The 21,334-nt window shown below is 66.0% G+C and carries 22 protein-coding genes; 14 read left to right on the forward strand and 8 right to left on the reverse strand.

The features are described from left to right. Nucleotides 1-287 precede the first annotated feature (287 nt). Entirely contained in the window at nucleotides 288-1,820 is a 1,533-nt protein-coding gene (locus AWB66_RS23325) for an MFS transporter (protein ID WP_087632473.1), read from the reverse strand. A gap of 247 nt (nucleotides 1,821-2,067) precedes the next feature. Here AWB66_RS23325 and AWB66_RS23330 point away from each other — a divergent pair, with 247 nt between their 5' ends. From AWB66_RS23330 to AWB66_RS23340, 3 genes are all read left to right on the forward strand, one after another. After that, nucleotides 2,068-2,532: a universal stress protein gene (locus tag AWB66_RS23330; protein ID WP_087632474.1), complete on the forward strand. Its 465-nt coding sequence runs from the start codon at nucleotides 2,068-2,070 to the stop codon at nucleotides 2,530-2,532. A 93-nt stretch (nucleotides 2,533-2,625) separates the two neighbouring features. Further along, nucleotides 2,626-3,336, forward strand: a complete 711-nt coding sequence (locus AWB66_RS23335; protein WP_235021209.1) for a helix-turn-helix domain-containing protein — start codon at nucleotides 2,626-2,628, stop codon at nucleotides 3,334-3,336. A gap of 143 nt (nucleotides 3,337-3,479) precedes the next feature. Then, the gene (locus AWB66_RS23340; protein ID WP_087632504.1) at nucleotides 3,480-4,778 is read left to right on the forward strand and encodes an SUMF1/EgtB/PvdO family nonheme iron enzyme; all 1,299 of its coding nucleotides are present in this window, start codon (nucleotides 3,480-3,482) and stop codon (nucleotides 4,776-4,778) included. Nucleotides 4,779-4,905: 127 nt separating this feature from the next. Here AWB66_RS23340 and AWB66_RS23345 read toward each other — a convergent pair whose 3' ends face one another. Beyond that, entirely contained in the window at nucleotides 4,906-5,688 is a 783-nt protein-coding gene (locus AWB66_RS23345) for an IclR family transcriptional regulator (RefSeq protein WP_087632476.1), read from the reverse strand. 148 nt (nucleotides 5,689-5,836) lie between these two features. Between AWB66_RS23345 and AWB66_RS23350 the strand changes: the two genes are divergently transcribed. Beyond that, nucleotides 5,837-7,204 carry an MFS transporter gene (locus AWB66_RS23350; RefSeq protein ID WP_087632477.1) on the forward strand — a complete coding sequence of 456 codons (1,368 nt, stop codon included), beginning with the start codon at nucleotides 5,837-5,839 and terminating at the stop codon, nucleotides 7,202-7,204. Between the two features lie 33 nt (nucleotides 7,205-7,237). Continuing rightward, nucleotides 7,238-7,696 (forward strand): type II 3-dehydroquinate dehydratase, encoded by a 459-nt coding sequence (locus AWB66_RS23355; RefSeq protein ID WP_087632478.1) that lies wholly within the window; start codon nucleotides 7,238-7,240, stop codon nucleotides 7,694-7,696. A gap of 12 nt (nucleotides 7,697-7,708) precedes the next feature. Here the strand turns inward: AWB66_RS23355 and AWB66_RS23360 are convergent, their stop codons facing one another. The 6 genes from AWB66_RS23360 to AWB66_RS23385 form a co-directional block, all read right to left on the reverse strand. Further along, nucleotides 7,709-8,317: a DUF2894 domain-containing protein gene (locus AWB66_RS23360; protein WP_087632479.1), complete on the reverse strand. Its 609-nt coding sequence runs from the start codon at nucleotides 8,315-8,317 to the stop codon at nucleotides 7,709-7,711. Further along, nucleotides 8,310-8,957 (reverse strand): OmpA family protein, encoded by a 648-nt coding sequence (locus AWB66_RS23365; RefSeq protein WP_087632480.1) that lies wholly within the window; start codon nucleotides 8,955-8,957, stop codon nucleotides 8,310-8,312. Before AWB66_RS23365 ends, AWB66_RS23360 begins: the two co-directional genes overlap by 8 nt. After that, nucleotides 8,954-11,311, reverse strand: coding sequence for a DUF802 domain-containing protein (locus tag AWB66_RS23370; protein WP_087632481.1), 2,358 nt, complete (start codon nucleotides 11,309-11,311; stop codon nucleotides 8,954-8,956). Before AWB66_RS23370 ends, AWB66_RS23365 begins: the two co-directional genes overlap by 4 nt. A gap of 10 nt (nucleotides 11,312-11,321) precedes the next feature. Beyond that, the gene (locus AWB66_RS23375) at nucleotides 11,322-12,011 is read right to left on the reverse strand and encodes a DUF3348 domain-containing protein (RefSeq protein WP_087632482.1); all 690 of its coding nucleotides are present in this window, start codon (nucleotides 12,009-12,011) and stop codon (nucleotides 11,322-11,324) included. Nucleotides 12,012-12,173: 162 nt separating this feature from the next. After that, nucleotides 12,174-12,434, reverse strand: coding sequence for a hypothetical protein (locus tag AWB66_RS23380; RefSeq protein ID WP_087632483.1), 261 nt, complete (start codon nucleotides 12,432-12,434; stop codon nucleotides 12,174-12,176). Between the two features lie 44 nt (nucleotides 12,435-12,478). Next, nucleotides 12,479-12,847 (reverse strand): H-NS histone family protein, encoded by a 369-nt coding sequence (locus AWB66_RS23385; protein WP_235021210.1) that lies wholly within the window; start codon nucleotides 12,845-12,847, stop codon nucleotides 12,479-12,481. 285 nt (nucleotides 12,848-13,132) lie between these two features. On the opposite strand from AWB66_RS23385, the gene AWB66_RS33760 reads away from it, so the two are divergent. The 9 genes from AWB66_RS33760 to AWB66_RS23425 all read left to right on the forward strand — a co-directional run. Beyond that, a complete protein-coding gene (locus AWB66_RS33760; protein ID WP_159462932.1) occupies nucleotides 13,133-13,297 on the forward strand; it encodes a hypothetical protein in 165 nt (54 codons plus the stop codon). 119 nt (nucleotides 13,298-13,416) lie between these two features. After that, nucleotides 13,417-13,920 (forward strand): MaoC family dehydratase, encoded by a 504-nt coding sequence (locus tag AWB66_RS23390; RefSeq protein ID WP_087632485.1) that lies wholly within the window; start codon nucleotides 13,417-13,419, stop codon nucleotides 13,918-13,920. A gap of 141 nt (nucleotides 13,921-14,061) precedes the next feature. Further along, nucleotides 14,062-15,408 carry an MFS transporter gene (locus tag AWB66_RS23395; RefSeq protein WP_200819050.1) on the forward strand — a complete coding sequence of 449 codons (1,347 nt, stop codon included), beginning with the start codon at nucleotides 14,062-14,064 and terminating at the stop codon, nucleotides 15,406-15,408. Continuing rightward, the gene (locus AWB66_RS23400) at nucleotides 15,405-16,799 is read left to right on the forward strand and encodes an MmgE/PrpD family protein (protein WP_087632487.1); all 1,395 of its coding nucleotides are present in this window, start codon (nucleotides 15,405-15,407) and stop codon (nucleotides 16,797-16,799) included. The genes AWB66_RS23395 and AWB66_RS23400 overlap by 4 nt, the downstream gene beginning before the upstream one ends. Before the next feature lie 12 nt (nucleotides 16,800-16,811). Next, the gene (locus AWB66_RS23405; protein WP_087632488.1) at nucleotides 16,812-17,987 is read left to right on the forward strand and encodes an acyl-CoA dehydrogenase family protein; all 1,176 of its coding nucleotides are present in this window, start codon (nucleotides 16,812-16,814) and stop codon (nucleotides 17,985-17,987) included. Continuing rightward, entirely contained in the window at nucleotides 17,984-19,174 is a 1,191-nt protein-coding gene (locus AWB66_RS23410; protein WP_087632489.1) for a CaiB/BaiF CoA transferase family protein, read from the forward strand. The genes AWB66_RS23405 and AWB66_RS23410 overlap by 4 nt, the downstream gene beginning before the upstream one ends. A gap of 85 nt (nucleotides 19,175-19,259) precedes the next feature. Beyond that, nucleotides 19,260-20,009, forward strand: a complete 750-nt coding sequence (locus tag AWB66_RS23415; RefSeq protein ID WP_062639881.1) for a GntR family transcriptional regulator — start codon at nucleotides 19,260-19,262, stop codon at nucleotides 20,007-20,009. Nucleotides 20,010-20,027: 18 nt separating this feature from the next. After that, nucleotides 20,028-20,861 carry an HpcH/HpaI aldolase/citrate lyase family protein gene (locus tag AWB66_RS23420; RefSeq protein WP_087632490.1) on the forward strand — a complete coding sequence of 278 codons (834 nt, stop codon included), beginning with the start codon at nucleotides 20,028-20,030 and terminating at the stop codon, nucleotides 20,859-20,861. Beyond that, nucleotides 20,858-21,334, forward strand: a 477-nt coding sequence (locus tag AWB66_RS23425) for an electron transfer flavoprotein subunit beta/FixA family protein (protein WP_143328358.1), incomplete at its 3' end; no start/stop codon positions are given. The genes AWB66_RS23420 and AWB66_RS23425, both read left to right, overlap by 4 nt.

The raw sequence follows: 21,334 nt of genomic DNA on the forward strand, positions 1-21,334 counted from the left end.
GCTAAAGCGCCCGCGAGCTTCTATGAGTGGATGGCCGGACCGTTTGCCCGCCGCCTCGGCATGGTGCGGCCGGATGTTTCGAGGCCGCCGTCCCTTCGAATGACCCGCCCGGCGCCGAAGCGTTCCGCTCGCTTTCATGCGGCGTCGCGATCGGCAGGCCCGGCGAGCCGATCCGCGAACGCAAGCAAGGTCGATGCGCGGTGTCGGACAAGGGCACAGATCGAAGCATGCGCCGGGATCGATTGTCAGACAGCTTTTGCTCAAACGAGTGCGATCGTCAGGCAACTTCATTCGGCCGCGGCCGGCACGGTTCCCGCCCGGCGGAAGGTGATATGGGCGATCCGCCGCACGATCAGCGCGGCGGCGAGCGCGGCGACCGCCGTCAGCATCACGCCGATGTGGATCGACTGCACGAGCGCGTCGCGGGCGGCATCGACGATCGCCTGGGCGTCGAGCCCGGTCGGACGCAGATCGGCGATAAGGCGTTGCCGCAGGCCGTCGTCGATCAGGATGCGCGGGTCGGCCACGCGCGGCAGCCAGGTCGAGGCCGCCGGTTCGCCGATCACGCGGATCGTGCGCGCGACGACACTCGCATAATGATGCGCCACGATCGTCGCGACGATGCTCGTGCCGAGCATGCCGCCGACCATGCGCGTCGATTGCAGCAGCGCGGTCGTGATGCCGAAGCGCTCACGGCCCGCGATTTCCTGCCCGAACACGTTCAGATTGTTCAGGATGAAGCCGAGCCCAATGCCGATGCCCGCCATCGGAATCTCGATCCAGACATGCGGCGTCGAGGCGCGCGCGAACGACAGCGCGACCGAGGCCGCGAGCAGCAACGTGAAACCGATCGACAGGATCAGCGTCGGTTTCGGCAAATGGATCACGATGCGCGTATTGATCACGCTGCCGAGCGCGATGCACGCGGCGATCGGCGTCGCGAGGAGGCCGGCCTCCTGCGGCGTCAGGCCGAAACCGCCTTGCAGCAAGAGCGGCGCGAAGAAAATCAGAGAAAACATCACGAAGCCCGCGAGGAATGACAGCGTGAAGAGCGTCACGAGCTGCGGGTCGCGGAAGATGTCGAGCGGGATGATCGGGTGCGTGGCGCGCTTTTCGCAGACGAGGAGCGCCGCCGCGCCCGCGATCACGCACGCGCCGAGCGCGAGATTGCCCGTCGTCAGGCCGTCCTTCGGCACCGCTTCGATCAGCGCCTGAAGACAACCGAGCGTGACAGCGACGAGCGCGGCGCCGAGCCAGTCGATGCGTACCTCGCCCTGACGCGGCCGGTGAAAAGTCGGCAGATGCGCCCAGATGAAATACAACGCCGCGACGCCGACCGGCAGGTTCACGAGAAACGTCGAGCGCCAGCCCCAGTGCTGGCTCATCCAGCCGCCGAGCGACGGCCCCGCCGCCGTGCCGATGCCGTAGGCCGCCGCCATCACGACCTGCCAGCGCACGCGGGCGCGCGGATCGGGAAAGAGATCGGGAATCGACGCGAACGCGGTGCCGACCATCATGCCGCCGCCGACGCCCTGCAGGCCGCGCGCAATCACGAGAAAGAGCATGTCGTTCGCGACCCCGCACAGCACCGACGCCACCGTGAACGTGATCACGGCCGCGATCACGAAGCGCTTGCGGCCGAAGTAATCGCCGAGCCGTCCGAACACCGGCACCGTGACCACCGACGCCAGCAGATAGGCGCTCGCGATCCACGCGTAGTACTCGAATCCGTGCAGTTCCGCGACGATCGACGGCAGCGCCGTGCTGACGACCGTCTGATCGAGCGCGACCAGCATATTGACGAGACCGATGCCGAGCATCGCGAGAAGGGCGTTCCGGAACGGCAGGGCGGGATTGGGCTGGGTCACGGTCGGGACGGAGGCTGTGGGCGCCGCTTGCGGCCGCACGTTTTAAGCGCTCGCCGCAAATGACTCAGCCTGAATTGTAAGGCAACTTTTCCGCGCGCCGGTCCGCGCCAAAATCTCCGAAACATGGCACTCGTCAATACGGCACCGGTCAGATTGATTCAACTTGTTCTTATTTCCACGCCGCAAAAAGGAGGTTCGCATGTTCCAACGAATCGTCGTCGCGATTGACGGAAGCCAGACGTCTCGCCGCGCGTTCGAAGCCGCGCTCGAACTCGCCGCGACTCACGGCGCCGACCTTCAGCCGTTCTACGTGGTGGAAAGCACGCCGCTCTACTTCGACGTGCCGGGCTACGATCCGTCGTCGCTGCGCACGAAGCTCGTCGAGGAAGGCGCGACGCTCGGCCGCGACGCGCTCGACGCAATGAAGGCGCGCGGCGTGAAGGGCGAGGTGGCGACCGCCGAGGCGTCGTCGCTCGACGACGTCTCCTCGCTCGTGCTCGACGCCGCCCGCGCGTTCAACGCCGACCTGCTGGTGATGGGCACGCACGGCCGCAAGGGTTTTCAGCGGCTGATCCTCGGCAGCGTCGCGGAACGCTGTCTCAGGCAGGCGACGCTACCGGTGCTGCTGATTCCTTCGGCCGCTCGCCAGGAAAAAATGACCTAAAGCTGATCGAATCGGTAGATGTGACATTATGTCACCCCGCCTCGCGCGCGTTCGATGGGACAATCCTTTGTCATTCGTCAAACCGAGCGCGCCATGCAAACCGCCATTCACCCCCGACGCCACGCCGCCCATTGCTCGAACTGCGCAATGCGTCACTTGTGCATGCCCGAAGGCCTCACGCCCGAGGAGACGGAGAAAGTCGAAGACGTCATCTCCGCCACGCGCGCCGTGCGTCGCGGCGAGGCGCTCTTTCGCACCGGCGACCCGTTCGACTCGCTCTATGCGATCCGCTCGGGCTCGATCAAGTCGGTCGTGTCGCGCGACGGCGGACGCGAGCAGGTCACGGGCCTCTATCTCGGCGGCGATGCGCTCGGACTCGACGGCATCGGCGAAAACCGGCACATGTCCACGGCGATCGCGCTCGAAGACAGTTCCGTGTGCATCGTGCCGTACGCGCGTTTCGAGCGTGTGTGCCGCGAAACCAGTTCGATCCAGCGGCGTCTGCATCAGATGATGAGCCGGGAAATCATCCGCGAAACCAATCAGCTGACGACGCTCGGCACGCTGCGCGCCGACGAGCGCGTCGCGCGCCTGTTGCTCGATTTGTCTGCGCGCTACACGCGGCGCGGCTACGCGGCGGCGGAATTCACGCTGCGCATGACGCGCGACGACATCGGCAGCTATCTCGGCATCACGCTCGAAACCGTGAGCCGCACGCTCTCGCGCTTCCAGCAACGCGGCCTGATCGACGCCCACGGCAAGTTGATCCGAATCCGCGACTTCGACGGCCTGCGCGCGGTCTGATCCCCACGCGCGCCGCGGGAATCGCGGCGCGTTCTGACGAATTCGCCGGAGCGTGGGATCATGGCGGGATGTTCGGATTGTCGCTGGCACAGCGTCTGCTACTCGACAATCTTTCGATCGTCCCGCCACGGAGACAAGGCGACATGAATCGCGACCCCGCCCCGCGCCATCCGCTGCTGGCCCGCCTCGCCGACGCGCGCCGCATCACCGATTCCCTCTTCGATACCGTCAAGCCCGAGTATCTCTACGAGCGTCCGATTGCCGAGCGGCATCGGATCGTGTTCTACATCGGGCATCTCGAAGCGTTCGACCAGAATCTCTTCGACCAGCGCCTGTTCGATCTGCCGAGCGCGAATCCCGAGTACGACCGGCTGTTCGCGTTCGGGATCGACCCGGTCGACGGCGGCCTGCCGACCGATCAGCCGCACGAGTGGCCGTCGCTCGATGAGGTGCGCGCGTACACGAAGCGCATCCGCGACGGCATTGACGCGCGGCTCGATCCTGCGGAACTTGCGAAAAACGCGGTGTCGAGCGCGGAAGCCGATCCGGCGACGCTGCTCGAAGTCGCGATCGAACATCGGCTGATGCACGCCGAAACGCTCGCCTACATGCTGCATCAGTTGCCACTCGACCATAAGACCGGGCCGTCGCCGACCGAGGAACCCGTGCCGCAGGCCGCGCCCGAGCCGGACATGGTGCGTGTGCCCGCCGGAACCGTGACGCTCGGGCTCGATCGCGCGTCCGGCGCGTTCGGCTGGGACAACGAGTTCGGCGAACAGCGCATCGAAGTGCCCGCGTGCGCCATCGACCGCTACATGGTGACGAACGGCGATTACCTCGCGTTCGTCGATGCGGGCGGCTATGCGAATCGCGCGTACTGGAACGACGCCGACTGGGCGTGGAAGGAAAGCGAAGGCATCGCGCACCCGGCGTTTTGGGTGCGCGACGAAGCGCGCGGCGCCTGGACGTTGCGCACGATGTTCGACGAAGTTGCGCTGCCGCTCGACTGGCCGGTGTACGTGAGCCACGCGGAAGCCAGCGCGTACGCGCGTTGGGCGGGCAAGGCGCTGCCGAGCGAAGCGCAGTGGCAGCGCGCCGCCGAGGGCGCGCCGCTCGCCGCGGACGGAAATTTCGACTTCCGTCGCTGGGAGCCCTCGTCGGTGCGCGCGCATCCCGGCAATCGCAGCGTGTTCGGCGTGCAGGGGCAATACGGCAACGGCTGGGAATGGACGTCGACGACGTTCGGACCGCTGCCGGGCTTCGAACCGTTTCCGTTTTATCTCGGCTATTCCGCGAATTTCTACGACGACAAGCACTTCGTGCTGAAAGGCGGATCGCCGCGCACGGCCGCGTGCATGCTGCGGCCGAGCTTTCGCAACTGGTTTCAGGCGCACTATCAGTACGTGTACGCGGGGTTTCGGTGCGTGGAACGCGGCGAGTGAAACAGTCGTTCACACGTCGACGGCACGCGTTGCCCGCGCCGTTCCCGCATCGCGCTGTCGAGGCGCGCGGGCGCTTTCCTTGTCGCCGAGATGCATCTGCTCGTCGGCACGCTGCGCCACCTCGGAACTAACGACTTCCATTGAATAGCGGCGACGCAAGGCTCGCCGCGGCCAGTTCCAATGCTGCCGCCAGGAGCGTCGGCCCGAGGCTTTCCATGCGCTTCTCGTCGAGCCGCACGAGCGGCCCCGCGATGCTGATCACGCCGATCGCCGGATAGCCGCGCCGCTGCACGGGCGCCGCCATCGCGGTCATGCCCGGCGCGAAGACCTGGTTGATGGTCGCATAGCCGCGCTGCCTCGCCGCGTGGATGAATTCGAGCAAGCCCTGCACCGTCGTCGGCGCCTTCGGCCCGTATTGTTTCGGCTGCCCAAAACCCTGTCGCGACACGAGTTCGAGCGCGCGTTCGTCGGACATCGTCATCATCCACGCGTGGCCGGTCGCGCTGCACGAAAGCACGGTGTCCATGCCCATGTCGGGGTCGTAGCGCAGCCCTTTCAGCGCGCCCTGCGCCTTCGCGACCCACGTGATGCGGTCGCCATCGACGATCGCCAGCCGCACCAGTTCGCCCGATTTTTCCGCGAGCCGGTCGAGCATCGTCTGCGCGATATCGACGATGCCGGACGTCGCTAGAAAGCCCAGCCCCAGGCCGACGAGCTTGGTGGTGAGCACGTAGTCGCCGTGCTCGCGCAACTGCCGGACGTAGCCGCACTGCTTGAGATCGACGAGCAGCCGGTGACACGCGCTGCGCGGAATATCGAGTTCGGCGGAAATGAGCGCGAGCGGCGTGCCTTCCATCTGCGTCGCGAGATATTCGAGAACGGCGAGCGTGCGCTCGGTAACGCCGGGCATGTCTGTCTCCGTGGATTTATCCGCGAATCCTTGCACATTATGAGATGAAATTCCACCCTGGAACGACATCCCAGGCACCGGTGATAGTCTTGCCGCACGGTGCGAAAACACATGCGCGCCGACGACATGGCTAAAGAGAGGAGACAACATGGTTCACGACACAGCAGACGCCCACGCCGCGATGCGTACGCGCGCCGTCACCGCCGCGGCGGTCGGCACGGCGCTCGAATGGTTCGATTTCACGCTTTACGGCGCGCTCGCCGCCACGGTTTTGCCGAAGCTTTTCTTCCCCGCGATGGACCCGACGACCGCGCTTCTGGCATCGCTCGCGACGTTCGGCGTCGGACTGGCGGCGCGGCCGCTCGGCGCGATCATCTGCGGGCACCTCGGCGACAAGCTCGGCCGACGCAACCTGATGCTCGGCACGGTCTCGGTGATGGGGCTTTCGTCGATGCTGATGGGCATTCTGCCGACCTACGCGAGCATCGGCTTGTGGGCGCCGGTGCTGCTCGTCGTCCTGCGCATTCTTCAGGGCTTCGCGCTCGGCGGCGAATCGACGGGCGCCCAGTTGATGGCGATCGAACACGCGAGCCCCGACCGGCGCGGCAAGTATTCGGGTCTGCTCGGACTGTGCTCGCCGCTCAGCCAGATCATGGCGAACGGCGCCCTGCTATTGCTGTCCTCGCTGATGTCGGCCGACGCGTTCGATGCCTACGGCTGGCGCATTCCGTTCGTGCTGAGTTTCGTGCTGATCGTGGTCGGCGTGTATATCCGGCTGAAGGTCAGCGAGACGCCCGCGTTCGTCGAGCTTCGCAAGACGCAGGTCGTGCAGGTCGCGAGCCCGCTGCGCGACGCGCTGCGCCTGCACTGGCGCACCGTGCTGCGCTGGATGCTGTTCTTCTGCGGACCGGCCGCAATCTTCTACCTGATCGTGGTGTTCTCGCTCAGCTACATCACGAAGACGCTCGCCGTGCCGAAGCAAACTGGCTTCCTGCTCCTGATGGGCGCGAACGTGTGCGCGATCGTCGGCGCGCTGGCGGGCGGCATGTTGAGCGACAAGATCGGCCGCCGCAAGGCGCTCGCGATCGGTTCGACCGCGACGCTCGTCATGCTCTTCTTCTACTTCCAGATTCTCGATACGAAGAGCTTCCTGCCGATGCTCGCCGCGATGGGCTTCTTCCTCGGTTTCACGCAGTTCCAGAGCGGCATTCAGCCGGTTGCGTTCGCGGAAGCCTTTCCCACCAACGTGCGTTATTCCGGCTCGGCGCTCGCCTACACCGGCGCGAATCTCGTCGCGGGCGGCCCGATGCCGGTGCTCGCCGTGTGGCTCTTCGCTCTGTGCAACGGATCGCCGTGGGGCGTCGTGGCCGTGTGCGTCGCGTTCAACGTGATCTCGCTGATCGCGATCCTGACCGCGCCCGAAACGCTCGGCATCGACATGAACCGCACGGATTCGGCGGCGCGGATCGTCGGCGACGACGACTACGCGCCGGCGAGCATGAGCAACAGCCACTGAGCCCGCACCCGATCTTTTAAAGTGAGTATGGCAATGAATGAACTCGTCTATGTCTTGAACGGCTCGAACCTGAACATGCTGGGCAAGCGCGAACCGCATCTGTACGGCACCACGACGCTCGCGCGCGTGCAACAGGAAGTCGAGGCGCTCGCCGGGCGGCTGGAACTCGCGTGCGAATTCCGGCAGACCAACAGCGAAGCGACGATGGTCGACTGGCTTCAGGAAGCGTTCGAACGCGACGCCGGCGTGATCATCAATCCGGCAGGCTTTTCGTTCGCGTCGGTGCCGGTGCTCGATGCCGTCAAGCTCGTGCAGAAACCGCTGATCGAATTGCACATCACTAATATTCACAAGCGCGACGAGACGTACCGGCACTCGCTGGTGTCGAAGGCGGCGATGGCGGTGATCTGCGGACTGGGCGTCGACGGCTATCTCGTCGCCCTGCAAGCGATGGCGACGGCGCTCAGGAAGAATTCGCCGTTCGCCGGCTGAGCGGCTGCGCATTTAGCGCGGCTTGGGCCGCGCGTTCTTGCGGGCGCTTGCCGCGCGCGGCGTGTCCTTCGTCGCCGGGGCGCCCGCGCCGTTCAACTGCTCCATCCACGACAGCGCGTCGACATAAGACAGGAACTGCTGGAGATAGCCCGGCGAAAGCTCGCGCATCAGCGAGAGCGACCGGTGCACGAGGCTGCTGGAATTGAGCGGTCCCGCGTTCCCGGGTACCTGTTCCAGCGATTGCCGCACTTGTTTGTCGGCGCTGACGCTGGACCAGGTTTGCCGGAAGTATTCGAGCAGTTCCAGTTCCGGATACGAGGCCCGGCTGCCTGCCGGCGCTTCATTTTCGATGTGATCCAGTAAGTCGCCCAACGGTCCGCGCGACGGTTTCGCCCCGGCGTTCGCGTCGGCGCTTGCCTCGGCCTTTGCCACCTCGGCCGCATACGCTTCCACCAGCCCCGCCAGCCGCGCGTCGAGCACGCGCCGCGCCTCGCCGTTCTGCGCGGCCGCCCGCCGTTCCAGCGCCTCGATGAACCGAAAACGCACGGAATCCAGCCGATCGGCGCCGCGTTCGCGCCACGCGTCGAGCATCGTCCGGGCGCGGGTTTCGGCGTCAGTCACGGGCTTTCACCGTTGCATTCGATGGCCGCGGGATCGGTGCGATTTCCACGCGGCGGTTCTTCGCGCGTCCGCCGTCGTCGGCGTTAGAACTGACCGGCTGCTCGGAACCGAACGCCGCCGCAAAAACCGACGACGACGGCATGCCCTCCGCGATCAGCGCGCGCGTCACGGTCAGCGCGCGTTCGGCGGACAGCTCCCAGTTGTCGGCGAAACGCTTGTTGCCGTCGCGGACCTGCCGGTCGTCGGTGAAGCCGCTGACCATCAGAATCTCGTCGTGCGACCGCAGATACACGGAGAGCGGCCCGGCAAGACTCTTCAGGATTTCCCTGCCCTCGGGCCGCAACTGATCGGAATTCAGCGCGAACAGCACGCTGCCGCTGATGCCGATGCGCCCGTTGACGAGCGTCACGCGCCCCGCCGCCAGCGGCCCCGCGAGCGCCTGCTCCAGCGTCTTGCGGCGCTGGCTTTCCATCTGGCGCTGCTTGACTTCGTGCTCCAGCCGGGTCGAAAGCTCCAGTTGCACGCCGATCACACCGACCAGAATCAGCACGAAGGCGCCGATCAGCACCGACATCAGGTCGCCGAAAGCGGCCCAGATCGGTGCCGTGGGCTCGACGCCGCCGTCGATTTCCTCGTTCATGCTGCCTTGGCTCCCGCCGACGCCCGCCGCCCGGCAAGCTGCTGCAAATCTTCGACGATCTGTTTCTGCGACAGCATGCTCAGGTCGATGACCTCCCGCGCCTGCGCCACGTAATAGGCAAGCTGTTCGTCACTGCGGGCGAGCGACTTGTCGAGCGCGCCTTCGATGCGCTCAAGGTGCGTCACGAGCTTGTCGTTCGACTCGCCGAACGCCTGCACCGCCGCGCCGAACGCCTCGCCCAGACTCGCCACTTCGACCGCGCTGCCGGTGACCTGCGCGGCCACCGCGCCCATCCTGTCCGTTTCGGCTTCGATCTTGTCGGCGAAGCGCGTGCCGACGCGATCCAGCAAATCCGCCGACGTCGAAACCAGCGCATCGACGGCCGAGCGCTGCTCGGTCGAGGCGTGGTTCACGGCGTCGAGCAGCGTTTCCAGCGTCGCCAGCAAGCGGCTGCGTTCTTCCAGCATCGCGGTGTCGCGGACCATGCTGTCGGAGAGCTTCTGCCGCAGTTCCGCGACGACTTCCGCCGCGGCCTTCGGCGCTTCCGACGCGGCCTGCACGAGCCGCCCAATCTCGGCGATCGTGTCGCTGGCGTGCGAGCGCGTCTCGTCGGATACGTCGCGCGCGGTTTGCGCGAGCGCGTCGCAGATTTCCTGTTGGCGGCTCGCCGTCGACGCGCTGGTCTGCTGGAACTCGTGGCTCAGGTTGGCCGCCATCGCGGCGAGCGCCTCCGTCCACGCCGTCAGCCGCTCCTGATCCCGCGCCGCCAGTTGCGCCTGAAGGTCCGCCGCGGCCTTGGGCGCCTGCGCCGCCGCCTGCACCAGCCGGTCGATTTCCGCGATGGTTTCGTCCGCGTGCGTCTTCATTCCGGTCGAGATGTCGCGCGCGGTCTGCGCGAGCGCGTCGCAGATCTGCTGCTGGCGGTTCGCGGTTTCGCCGCTTGCCTGCTGCCAATCGTCGCTCAGTTTCGCGGCCATCGCGCCGAGCGTCCCGGCCCAGACGGCGAGGCGCTCCTCGTCGCGCGATGCGAGTTCGCCCTGCAACGCCGCATGCGACTGCCCCACGCCGTGCAGCAGCGACGCCGAATGCCGTTCGAAGGTCGCGGCGGCGGCCGCCAAGGCCTGCTGGCTGTCGCCCGCGAGTTTCTCGCTCGCGCGTTCCTGCCGCGACACGGCCAGATTCCACGCGTCCGACACGCTTTGCGTCGACGCTTCCAGGCGCGTCGAAACGCCGTCGAGGAGCGCTGCCGAGCGTTGCTCGAACGTCTGCGTGTATCGATCCAGCGACGCGCGCAAATCGCCCGCGAGCGTCTCGCTGGTTTGCCGATGCCCCGCCAGCGCTTCTTTCCAGAGGTCCGCGACGGTCGTGGTCGTCGACTCGAAGCCGGTGGACACGCCATCAAGATGCTTCTGCACCGCCTCGGAGACGCTCTCGTGCAGCGAGGCCGTCTCGCGCGCGAGACCGGCCATCGTGGCTTCCATCACCGGTTGCAGCGCCGCGCCGGCCGCTCGCGCGCTTTCCGCGACGCTCCGTCTCAACGACTGCTCCACCGACGAAGCGAGTAGTCCGTACACCGCTTCGGTCCTGCCATGAAAGGCCTCCTGACTCGCGAGCTGACGTTCGTTCAGCGCGACGCTTTGCTGCTCAATGGCGCCCATCATCGCTTGCAGCCGGTCGACGAGCGTCGGCATCAGATCGGCCTGCCGTTGCAGGAGCCTGAAACTTTCCTCGCGCTGATGGCTTTGCGAGTAGACGCGCAGGGTCGTCGCGATTTTCGCGTCGAGCAGGTGCGCCGCCTCGATCCGCTCGCGGCGGCACAACGCGGACAGCAGCCCGAGCATCGCGGATGTCGCGACGCCCGCAATCGAAGTGCCGAATGCGAAGCCGAGTCCCTTGACCGGCGCGGCGAGCGACTCGCGGATCGCCTGGAGATCGGTGGCACTTTGCAACGCGAGCCCGGTGCCCCGGAGCGTCGCCACCATGCCGAGCAGCGTGCCCAGCATGCCGAGCAGCACGAGCAGACCGACCAGATACGGCGTCAGCGACGGGCCGGGCAACGCCACGCGCTCGCCCTCGATACGCAGACGGACCGCATTGCGCAAGCCGGGATGCAAGGTGTCGAGCCAGACGCCGAGCCTCGGCGGCGGCGCGCTCAGGCTCGCGACGGCGCGCGTGAGGGTCGCGGTGGCCTGCTGGTAGCGCTGCAATTCGAGCGCGCCCGCGAGATAGCAGGCGCCGACCAGCATCGTGACGGCTAGCGCGAGCAGGTTCGAACCGACGTAACCGGCACCGATCCAGCACACGGCGGCCAGACCGACGACAAAAACAGCGAGATTGATCAGATTTCTGGACATGGCGTCTCAGTCAGCGGGTACGAAGGGCGGCAAGCAGCCCTTCGACCGGTTGTATACGAACATCCAGTTCGGCGAGCAAAACGCTCTGCATATCCTTGCGGAACACGTCGAGCCACGCGACGGGCGCCTTATCGTCGATTGCGGAGGCGTCCGCGAGCGCGGCCTGGCGCAGACGCTCGAAATGCTTGCCGAGCAACGACGGCACGGTCGCCAGCACGTTGTGCTCACGCGCGGCCAGCGCCTGCTCCATCACGGCATCGACCATCGCGAGGCGCGTCATGCCGGGCGTCCCGGCTGCCAGCTTCGCGCGCAGACGGACGCGCAGGCTGCCGATGCCCGTCTCCATCGTCTGTTGCAGGGAGAGATAGCGTTGACGGAAAACCGCGTAGTCCGTGGGCGCTTCTTCGCGCCGGCGGGTCGTCGCAAAGGCGCTGTCACCCGCAATCGACTTCGCCAGCGACGCGCGCAAACGCGCGCATTCGCGCTCTTCGGCGCTGCCGTCCGTGTGCGCGCCGGGCGCACCGGCGGGCAACGCGCCGTTCAGCGCCGTCGAGAGCGCGATGGCGTCCGTCCAGCCGAGCCATTGGCTCAGCCGGTCCGAAAGCGACTGTCCGGGATCGGGAACGTCGACGTCCGTCAGGCGCGCAAGCAAGCGGATGAGGGCCGGACCGCCGTGAACCGTGCGCTGGGAGGCTTGCACCGTGCCACCAATGTTAAAAAAAGTCAGCAGTTTACACGGTCGCGGAGGGCGGGCCGCCGGTTTTCGAGACGCGCTTTGCGCGAACAAACGACGAAAATCCGTGTCGGCCACGACCGGTGGCGGTCCCCGGCCGAAAGCGCGATGGACGCGCACACCGGAAAACTAGCCGACGTCCTCGTCGTTCATTTGCTTGAGCTTGCGGCGATCTTCGTTCGCACGCCGCGCGCGCAGACGTTGCCGCGACAGGACCGTGATGACCTCGTTGGTCGTCGCGCCGGGCGGGACTTCGTTGCGGATCTTTTCGGGCACCATCGGCAGACCCGCGCGCTCGCGTCGCAACGCACGGGCGATGGCGCTTCGGCACTCGTCGCCGTGACAATCCCATTCGTCGCGGATTTTGGCGCAGTATCGGCACTTTTCCATGGTGCTGATCGCTCTGGAGGCGGTGGCAGTCGCCCGGTGCGCGTTCAGCCGGCGTCGGGGAAAAGCGACGCCTGCGCGCCCGCCATGGCCTCGGCATCGGCCTCGGCCTCGGCCTCGGCCTCGGCATCGGCATCGGCGCGCTCGGATATCCGATACGCCTCGCGGTCCTTCCCGGCGATCCAGTGCGGCGCGCGTCCGCGGCCGCTCCACGTCGCGCCGGTGAGCGGGTCGCGATATTTCGCCGCGCCTTCCTGCGGCTGCACGGGCTCGGGCGCGGGCTTGCGGCCGATCAGGTCATGCAGGCTGATCCCGTACTCGCGCATTTTCTGAACGATTTCGATCAGGGCGAGCCGCGCTTCTTTTTCGCGTGCTTCTGACAGCTGCTTCTCGAGTGCGTTGCGTTGCGCGAGCAACTCGGAGACTTGCGGACTGGTATATGCCATTGGATATCGAAGGAGTGGACGATTTTGGAAGTTTTCGAATTTGAGTCGAAGCCCCCGCGACGGGTTCGCGCGGGCGGATAACGATGAGGTCGGGGCGACGGGCTTGCCGGAGAAATGCGAACTGGCTCGATTCGGGGCTGCGCGTGCTGAAAAAGCAGGCGACCGTCGACTGCGATCTTAATACATTTGATTTTACGCGATTAAAGTCTGCCGACGAAGCTGCGCGGGCCGCTCGACGAAGCGTCGCTCGTCACCATGTCGATCGGCTGCGCGTCTTCGACTGCGCGCACGCCAGCGGAACCGGCGGCGCTCGCCGCGCTCTATCGCGCGAAAGCGCTCGGCCGCAACCGCGCCGAGGAAGCCGACGAAGGCGCGTCGCACGGCATCGCCCGCGCGCAAGCGACGAAGCGGCCCGGCTGAAGGCTGCCAGCAAGCCCTTAAAAAACCTCCCGTGGTTTACCCTTTTCCCGCTTGACATGCCGCACGCCCGCGCCGGATACTTTGTACGTACAAACAACCAAGCGATACAGGAGGCAGGGATGATGCAGGCACAAGAACTGGGCAGCCAGCGTTACCGCGCGAGCTACGGCCGCTATCTGGAGGATTTCACGGTCGGTGACATCTACGAACATCGGCCAGGGCGCACGATCACCGAGTCGGACAACATCCAGTTCTCGCTGCTGACCATGAACTTCCACCCGATGCACTGCGACGCCGCGCATGCCGCCAAGAGCGAGTTCGGCCGCCTGCTGGTGAACAGCGGCCTCACGGTGGCGATCGTGCTCGGCATGTCGGTCAACGATGTCAGCGGCAAGGCGATCGCCAATCTCGGCTGGAAGGAGATCAGGCTGACCGGGCCGGTTTTCTGCGGCGATACGCTCTACGCTGAATCGGAAGTGCTCGAAAAGCGCGAATCGAAGTCGCGTCCGACGCAGGGCATCGTCACCGTCCACACGCGCGCGTTCAAGCAGGACGGCACGCCGGTGATGGATTTCGTGCGCACGGCGCTGATCGCGAAGCGCGGCTACGGCACGGGCGACTGAGCGCAGGCATCCGCCAGCACGACGCTCGCAACAGATCCCGACCCGGCACAGAAACGGGCTGCGATCCGATCCCTTCTCACAGTATTGGAGACATCTGTGAACCAAAACGTAAGCGCAGGCGCGCGGCTGGACAGACTGCCGATGGCGCGCTTTCACTGGAAGATCCTCGGCCTGATCGGCGCGGGCGCGGCACTCGATGCATTCGACGTGTATCTCGCCGCCGGCGTCTCTGCTGCGATGGTGAAGCAAGGCTTCTCGACGCTGCAACTGAACGGCATCTTCGTCTCGGCGGGCTTCTTCGGCATGCTGATCGGCGCGGGCTTTTCGGGCTATCTCGGCGACCGCTTCGGACGCCGTTCCTCGTATCAGATCAACCTCGCGCTCTTCGGCCTCACGTCGATCGCCGCGGCCTTCGCGCCGTCGATCTACTGGCTGATCGGGCTGCGCTTCGTGATGGGCATCGGACTTGGCGCGGAACTCGTGGTCGCGGCGGGCACGCTCTGCGAATTCATCCCGCCCGCGCATCGCGGACGCTGGACCGCCCTCCTCGCGCTGATGATCAACTCTGGGCTGCTCATCGCAACCAGCGTCGGCTATGTCGTGATCCCCGCGCTCGGCTGGCGCTGGATGTTCGGCATCGCGGGCATCGGCGCGGTGGTCGTCTGGGTGCTGCGCCATTCGATGCCGGAATCACCGCGCTGGCTGGAATCGGTCGGGCGCCTGAAGGAAGCGGAAGACACGGTGAGCGCGATCGAGCGCGAAGTCGAAGCGCAGCGCGGGCCGCTTCCGCCCTGCTCGCGCACGCAGAATCTCGAAGTGCCGCCGCAGCCGTTTCGCGCCCTGCTGCGCCGGGGCATGATCGGACGCACGGTCACGGCGGCGCTCACGGTGATCGCGGTGAACGTGGCGGTGTACGGCTTCGTCGCCTGGCTGCCGACGTTCTTTGTCCGCGAAGGACGCGACGTCGTGACCTCGCTCGGCTTCACGCTCCTGATGTCGTTCGGCGCACCGGCGGGCGCCCTGCTCGGCTTCTTCTGCGCGGACCGGCTCGGACGGGCGAAGGGTCTCGTCGCCTTCAGCCTCGCGACGATCGTGCTCGGCTTCATCTATCCGCACATGGTCGCGAACGCGGCGATCGCGTGCGTGGGCTTCACGCTCGTCACCTGCATCTATGTGGTCGTGACGCTCGGCCTCTTCAGCTACGTGCCCGAACTCTTCCCGACGGCGCTGCGCCTGCGCGGCACCGGCACGGCGGGCGTGTGCGGACGGCTCGCTTCGATCATCACGTCGTACGGCGCGGTGCTGCTGTACGCACAGTTCGGCGTGCTGGGCGTGCTCGTGATGGTGTCGGGCGTGCTGCTCCTGCTCGTGATCGCGATCCTCTCGCTCGGCGTCGATGCCAATCAATATTCCCTCGAAGCGGTTTCGCCCGACACGGTGATCCTCGACGAACCGTTCGGGCTTCAAAACGGAGACGTAGCACGATGAACGCACCCAACGACACGCCCCGCATCTCGACCCGGCTCGCCGGCTTCGCGCTGGACCTGACCGTCGATGCCATTCCTTCGGCGGTCCGTGAGCGGGCCAAGCATCTGATCCTCGACGGCATCGGTCTCGCCTTCGCGACCACCGCCTTCGGCTACGCGGACATGACGCTCGCCGCGATGCGCGAACTGGGGACGGGCCCGTCGACGGTGTTCGGCAAGTCCGGCAGGCTCGCCCTGCGCGATGCGATGCTCGCCAACGGCCTGCTCGTGCACGGCCTCGACTTCGACGACACGCACTCGCGCGGCGTGATCCATTCGACCGCGAGCGCCCTGCCGTGCGCCTTCGGCCTTGCCGAGCGCGAAGGCGCGAGCGGCGCGCAGATGCTCGCCGCGTACATCGCCGCGATGGAAGTCTCGACGCGCGTCGGCGCCGTCGCGCAAGGCGGCTTTCACAAGGTCGGCTTTCATCCGACGGGACTCGTCGGCGCGTTCGGCTGTGCGCTCGCGGCATCGAAACTGATGGGGCTTTCGAAGGACGCCGCCGTTGAGGCGCAAGGCATCGTGCTCTCGATGGCGTCGGGCAGCATGGAGTTCCTCGAAGACGGCGCGTGGACCAAGCGCCTGCATCCGGGCTGGGCCGCCGCGAGCGCGACCACCGCCGCGACGCTCGCGAAGCACGGCTACATCGGCCCGGGCTCCGCCTACGAAGGCCGCTACGGACTCTACGCACTGTATCTGTCCGACCACGCGACGCCCGATCTGTCGATCGCGACCGCCGGCCTCGGCGAAACATGGGAAATCGAGCAGGTCGCGTTGAAGCCGATTCCCGCGTGCCACTTCACGCACGCGTCGTCCGATGCCGCCATCGCGCTTCATCGCGAACACCGTCTCGCGGGCGATGCGATCGAAAAGGTCGTCGTGCGCGTGCCGGGTCCGGTCGTCGACGTGGTGTGCGAGCCGGTCGCGAACAAGAAGCGCCCGGCCAACAGCTACGACGCGCAGTTCAGCATTCCGTACATCGTCGCGACCGGCCTGCTGAAAGGCCGCTTCACGCTCGACGACCTCGACGCAGGTGCCCTCGCCGATCCCGCCGTGCTCGCGCTCGCGCAACGCGTCGAATACGAAGTCGATCCGGAATCGACCTTCCCTCGCCACTACACGGGCGAGGTGATCGTGACGACGCGCGACAGCCGCCGCCTCGCGCATCGCGAAGCGATCAACCGCGGTTCGTCGGACCGGCCGATGACCAACGAAGGCATCGTCGAAAAGTTCTACGACAACGCGCAGCGCGTGGTGTCGCGCGATCGCGCCGATCAGATTCGCGAAGCCGTGCTCGGGCTCGAACGCGCGAGCGTCGAGCAACTCGCCGGCATCCTGCGTCAGCCCGCTTAAAGAGAGGTTCAAATGGCAACCATCGAAACAGATCACGCGCAGGAAGCGCAGGAAAACGAGGCGCTGATCCTCGACATGCTGGAGCGCTTCCTGAAGACCGAAGTCAAACCGTACGTGCACGCGCTCGAAGCCGCCGACGAGTATCCGCACGAGATCGTCGAGAAGATGAAGGAGATGGGGCTGTTCGGCTGCCTGATCGCGCCGGAATACGGCGGCCTCGGTCTTTCCACCTCAACCTACGCGAAGATCATCGACCGCATGTCGGCGGTGTGGATGTCGGTGAGCGGCATCATCAATTCGCACGTCATCATGGCGATGACCGTGCAGCGCAACGGCACCGAGGAACAGAAACGCGAGTACCTGCCGCGCATGGCGACGGGCGAACTGCGCGGCGGAATCGGCCTCACCGAGCCGGACTGCGGCACTGACTTGCAAGCCATCCGCACGACGGCGCGCCGCGAAGGCGACGAGTATGTGGTCAACGGCAACAAGACCTGGATCACCAACAGCATGTACGGCAATACGCTCGCCCTGCTGGTCAAGACCGATCCGAAGGCCGAGCCGCGCCATCGCGGCATGAGCCTGCTACTGATCGAGAAGGGACCGGGCTTCGAAGTGAGCCGCAAGCTGCCCAAGCTCGGCTACAAGGGCATCGATACGTGCGAACTGACGTTCACCGATTTTCGCGTGCCGGTTTCGCGACTCATCGGCGGTGTAGAAGGCCGTGGCTTCAAGCAGATTCTCAACGGGCTGGAACTCGGGCGCATCAACGTGGCGGCGCGCGGCGTCGGCATCGCGCAGGCGGCGCTCGATGAAGCCGTGTCGTACTCGCAGCAGCGCAAGACCTTCGGCAAGCCGATCTGCAAGCATCAGGCGATCGCGCTCAAGCTCGGCGAGATGGCGACGCGCGTTCAGGCCGCGCGCCTGCTCACCGACGCCGCCGCGCGTGCGTTCGATCGCGGCGAGCGCTGCGACATGGAAGCCGGCATGGCTAAGTATTTCGCCACGGAAGCCGGCCTCGAAAACAGCATCGAAGCGATGCGTATTCATGGCGCCTATGGCTACTCGAAGGAATTCAACGTCGAGCGTCTCTATCGGGACGCGCCGCTGCTCGTCATCGGCGAAGGCACCAACGAGATGCAGCGCATCATCATCGCCAAGCAACTGATCGAGAGGAACCCCGTATGAGTCTGCCGCTTTCAGGCGTTCGCATCGTCGCCGTCGAACAATACGGCGCCGGCCCGTTCGCGACCCAGCATCTCGCCGATCTCGGTGCCGAGATCATCAAGATCGAAAACTTCCGCGAAGGCGGCGACGTGGGGCGCCTGGTCGGCCCGCACTTCTTCGGCGAAGGCGACAGCCACTTCTTCGAAGCGTTCAACCGCAACAAGTCGAGCTTCACGCTCGATCTGAAAAAGGAAGACGCGCGGCAGGTGCTGCTCGATCTCGTCGCCACGAGCGATGCCGTCTTCAACAACCTGCGCGGCGATCTGCCCGCGAAGCTCGGCCTCACCTACGAGCAGTTGAGCCAGGCGAACCCGGCGATCGTATGCGGCCATCTGTCGGCTTACGGGCGCACCGGCAGCCGCGCGTCGTGGCCCGGCTACGACTATCTGATGCAGGCGGAGGCCGGCTATCTCTCGATGACGGGCGAGCCCGACAGCCCGCCCGCGCGCTTCGGTCTTTCCATCATCGACCTGATGACGGGCACCACGGCCGCAATGGCGCTGCTCGCGGGCATTGTCGAGGCGCGCGCGACCGGCAAGGGACGCGACGTCGACGTGAGCCTCTTCGATGTCGCGCTGCATAACCTCGCGTATGTCGCGACGTGGTATCTGAACGGCGACGTCGTGACCGGGCGCGACCGCCGCTCGTCGCATCCGTCGCTGACGCCGAGCCAGTTGTACAAGACCCAGGACGGCTGGATCTTCCTGATGTGCAACAAGGAAAAGTTCTGGGGCGTGCTCGCGGAAGTGCTCGACAAGCCGTCGTGGATCACCGACGAGCGCTTCTGCAACTTCAAGGCGCGGCTCGCGAATCGCGACGTGCTGGAAAAGGAACTCGATGCCGCGCTCTCGGTTGCGACCACCGACGAATGGCTCAAGCGCCTCGGCGGCCGCGTGCCCGCCGCGCCGGTGTACGACGTGAAGCAGGCGCTCGACAACCCGTTCGTCGCGGAACGCGAGGGCGTCGTCGCGGCCGAGCATCCGCAGTTCGGCGCGATTCGCGGCGTCGCGGCGCCGGTGCGCGTAAGCGATCCGTTGCCGAAGCAGGCCGCGCCCGAACTGGGCCGCGACACGGATCGGCTGCTTGCCGAACTCGGTTACGATGCTGGCAGAATCGCCGCGCTTCGTGACCAGGCCGTGGTGCAATGAGGCTCGCATGCAGGATGCAATGAGTCGCGCACAAGAGGTCGACGGACGCGCGCGTCCGTCCACCTCTTCACGTGCAGGCACATCGATGGTCACAGTACTCGGTCAGCAGCCGCGTTACATGCAACTGGCGCAGACACTCGTCAACGAGATCCAGAGCGGGCGTTATCCCGTCGGCTCGACGATCCCGACCGAATTCGAGCTTTGCGAGCAGTTCGGCGCAAGCCGCTCCACGGTGCGCGAAGCGGTCAAGCAGCTCGTGCAACTGGGCATGGTCGTACGGCAGCCGGGCGTCGGCACGACGGTCAAGGCGCTCAGGACCGAGGGCGCTTACCGGCAAGTGATGCAGCAACTGAGCGACCTGCAGCGCTATACGGCGGACACGGTGCTCGAAATTCTCTCGAAGGAGACCGAGCCGCTCGACGACCCCGCGGTCTGCGACCTGCTGCGCGCGAATCCCGGCGAGACGTGGCTGCATGTGAAGAGCCTGCGCCGCTCGCCGGGCAGCCCCGATCCGATCTGCCACACCGATGCCTACATTCATCCTGCGTTCCGCTCGCTCGTGATCGACGAGGGCGAGTTGCACACGCCGCTCTTCACGATGATCGAGCGTCAGTTCGGCGAGCAGATCGCAGAAGTGCAGCAGGAGATTCGCGCGATCGCGCTGCCCGCCGACATCGCGCGGCTCATCAACGCGAAGGCGCGCTCGCCCGCGTTGTGGATGTGCCGCCGCTATCTGAACCGGCGCGGCGATGTGGTCGAAGGCGCGATCATCATTCATCCCGCCGACCGCTACAGCTATTCCGAAACGTTCCAGCGCGGCTGGAACTCCGCATGAATTGACGAGGAAACCAGCATGACCTTGCGCAGTTATCTGTTCGTTCCCGGCGACCGCCCCGAGCGCTTTGCGAAGGCGCTCGCGAGCGCCGCGCATCAGGTGGTGATCGACCTCGAAGACGCCGTCGCCCCCGACGCCAAGATCGCAGCACGCGAGCAATTGTCCCAATGGCTGCGTTCGTCGTTGTCCGGCGTGGACCGTCGCCGTGTGATGGTGCGGGTCAATGCGTCCGGCACGCCGTGGCATGCCGACGATGTCGCGATGCTGCACGACTCGCCAGTACGCGACGTGATGGTGCCGAAGTCCGAATGCCCGGAACAGCTGGGCGATATCGCGTCGCGGCTCGGCGCGGACGCGGCGCTCGTCGCGCTGGTCGAGACGGTGGCGGGCGTCGTGCGCATGCGCGAGGTCGCGAAGGCGCAGGCGGTCGCGCGGCTCGCGTTCGGTTCGTTCGACTATTGCGTCGATGCGGGGGTCGAAGGCATGGACCGTGAACTCGATGCGGTGCGCTCGGCCTTCGTCATCGAGTCGCGTTATGCCGGGCTGCCCGCGCCGGTCGATGGCGTGACGCTCGCCATCGACGACGCCGCGTTGATCGCGGAAGACGTCGCGCTTGGACGCCGCTTCGGCTTCGGCGCGAAGCTGTGCATTCATCCTAAGCAGGTCGATGCCGTGAACCGCGGATACGCGCCGAGCGACGCGGATCGCGCCTGGGCCGAACGCGTGCTCGCGCGGCTCGCCGAGAACCCGAAGGGTGCGTTCGCCGTCGACGGCAAGCTCGTCGACAAGCCGGTCATCGACCGGGCGAAGCGCATTGCTGCGGATACATCCATTCAGGGAGTGTCAGTGTGAAGATTCTTGTACCGGTCAAGCGTGTGGTCGACTACAACGTCAAGGTTCGCGTGAAGTCGGACGGAAGCGGCGTCGATATCGCGAACGTGAAGATGTCGATGAATCCGTTCGATGAGATCGCGGTGGAAGAAGCGATACGTCTGCGCGAAGCGGGCATTGCGACGGAAGTCGTGGCCGTGTCGTGCGGCGTGACGCAATGTCAGGAGACGCTGCGCACGGCAATGGCGATCGGCGCGGATCGCGGGATTCTGGTCGAATCGGCTGATGAATTGCAGCCGCTGGCGGTGGCGAAGATTCTCAAGGCGCTGGTCGACAAGGAGCAGCCTCAGTTGGTAATCCTCGGCAAGCAGGCCATCGACGACGATTCGAATCAGACCGGTCAGATGCTGGCCGCGCTGACGGGATTGCCGCAGGCGACGTTCGCATCGAAGGTCGTTGTAGCCAATGGCAAAGCGACCGTGTCGCGTGAAGTC

Source organism: Caballeronia telluris, assembly GCF_001544495.1.
In the GTDB taxonomy this organism is placed as follows: Bacteria; Pseudomonadota; Gammaproteobacteria; order Burkholderiales; family Burkholderiaceae; genus Caballeronia; species Caballeronia telluris.

Coding starts and splice junctions, on each gene's coding strand:
- AWB66_RS23420 (WP_087632490.1), top strand. CDS start 20,028: ATGACCTTGCGCAGTTATCTGTTCGTTCCCGGCGACCGCCCCGAGCGC.
- AWB66_RS23335 (WP_235021209.1), top strand. CDS start 2,626: ATGCAAACCGCCATTCACCCCCGACGCCACGCCGCCCATTGCTCGAAC.
- AWB66_RS23395 (WP_200819050.1), top strand. CDS start 14,062: ATGGCGCGCTTTCACTGGAAGATCCTCGGCCTGATCGGCGCGGGCGCG.
- AWB66_RS33760 (WP_159462932.1), top strand. CDS start 13,133: ATGTCGATCGGCTGCGCGTCTTCGACTGCGCGCACGCCAGCGGAACCG.
- AWB66_RS23365 (WP_087632480.1), bottom strand. CDS start 8,957: ATGAACGAGGAAATCGACGGCGGCGTCGAGCCCACGGCACCGATCTGG.
- AWB66_RS23350 (WP_087632477.1), top strand. CDS start 5,837: ATGGTTCACGACACAGCAGACGCCCACGCCGCGATGCGTACGCGCGCC.
- AWB66_RS23405 (WP_087632488.1), top strand. CDS start 16,812: ATGGCAACCATCGAAACAGATCACGCGCAGGAAGCGCAGGAAAACGAG.
- AWB66_RS23390 (WP_087632485.1), top strand. CDS start 13,417: ATGATGCAGGCACAAGAACTGGGCAGCCAGCGTTACCGCGCGAGCTAC.
- AWB66_RS23325 (WP_087632473.1), bottom strand. CDS start 1,820: ATGCTCGGCATCGGTCTCGTCAATATGCTGGTCGCGCTCGATCAGACG.
- AWB66_RS23400 (WP_087632487.1), top strand. CDS start 15,405: ATGAACGCACCCAACGACACGCCCCGCATCTCGACCCGGCTCGCCGGC.
- AWB66_RS23330 (WP_087632474.1), top strand. CDS start 2,068: ATGTTCCAACGAATCGTCGTCGCGATTGACGGAAGCCAGACGTCTCGC.
- AWB66_RS23355 (WP_087632478.1), top strand. CDS start 7,238: ATGAATGAACTCGTCTATGTCTTGAACGGCTCGAACCTGAACATGCTG.
- AWB66_RS23345 (WP_087632476.1), bottom strand. CDS start 5,688: ATGCCCGGCGTTACCGAGCGCACGCTCGCCGTTCTCGAATATCTCGCG.
- AWB66_RS23370 (WP_087632481.1), bottom strand. CDS start 11,311: ATGTCCAGAAATCTGATCAATCTCGCTGTTTTTGTCGTCGGTCTGGCC.
- AWB66_RS23410 (WP_087632489.1), top strand. CDS start 17,984: ATGAGTCTGCCGCTTTCAGGCGTTCGCATCGTCGCCGTCGAACAATAC.
- AWB66_RS23380 (WP_087632483.1), bottom strand. CDS start 12,434: ATGGAAAAGTGCCGATACTGCGCCAAAATCCGCGACGAATGGGATTGT.
- AWB66_RS23415 (WP_062639881.1), top strand. CDS start 19,260: ATGGTCACAGTACTCGGTCAGCAGCCGCGTTACATGCAACTGGCGCAG.
- AWB66_RS23340 (WP_087632504.1), top strand. CDS start 3,480: ATGAATCGCGACCCCGCCCCGCGCCATCCGCTGCTGGCCCGCCTCGCC.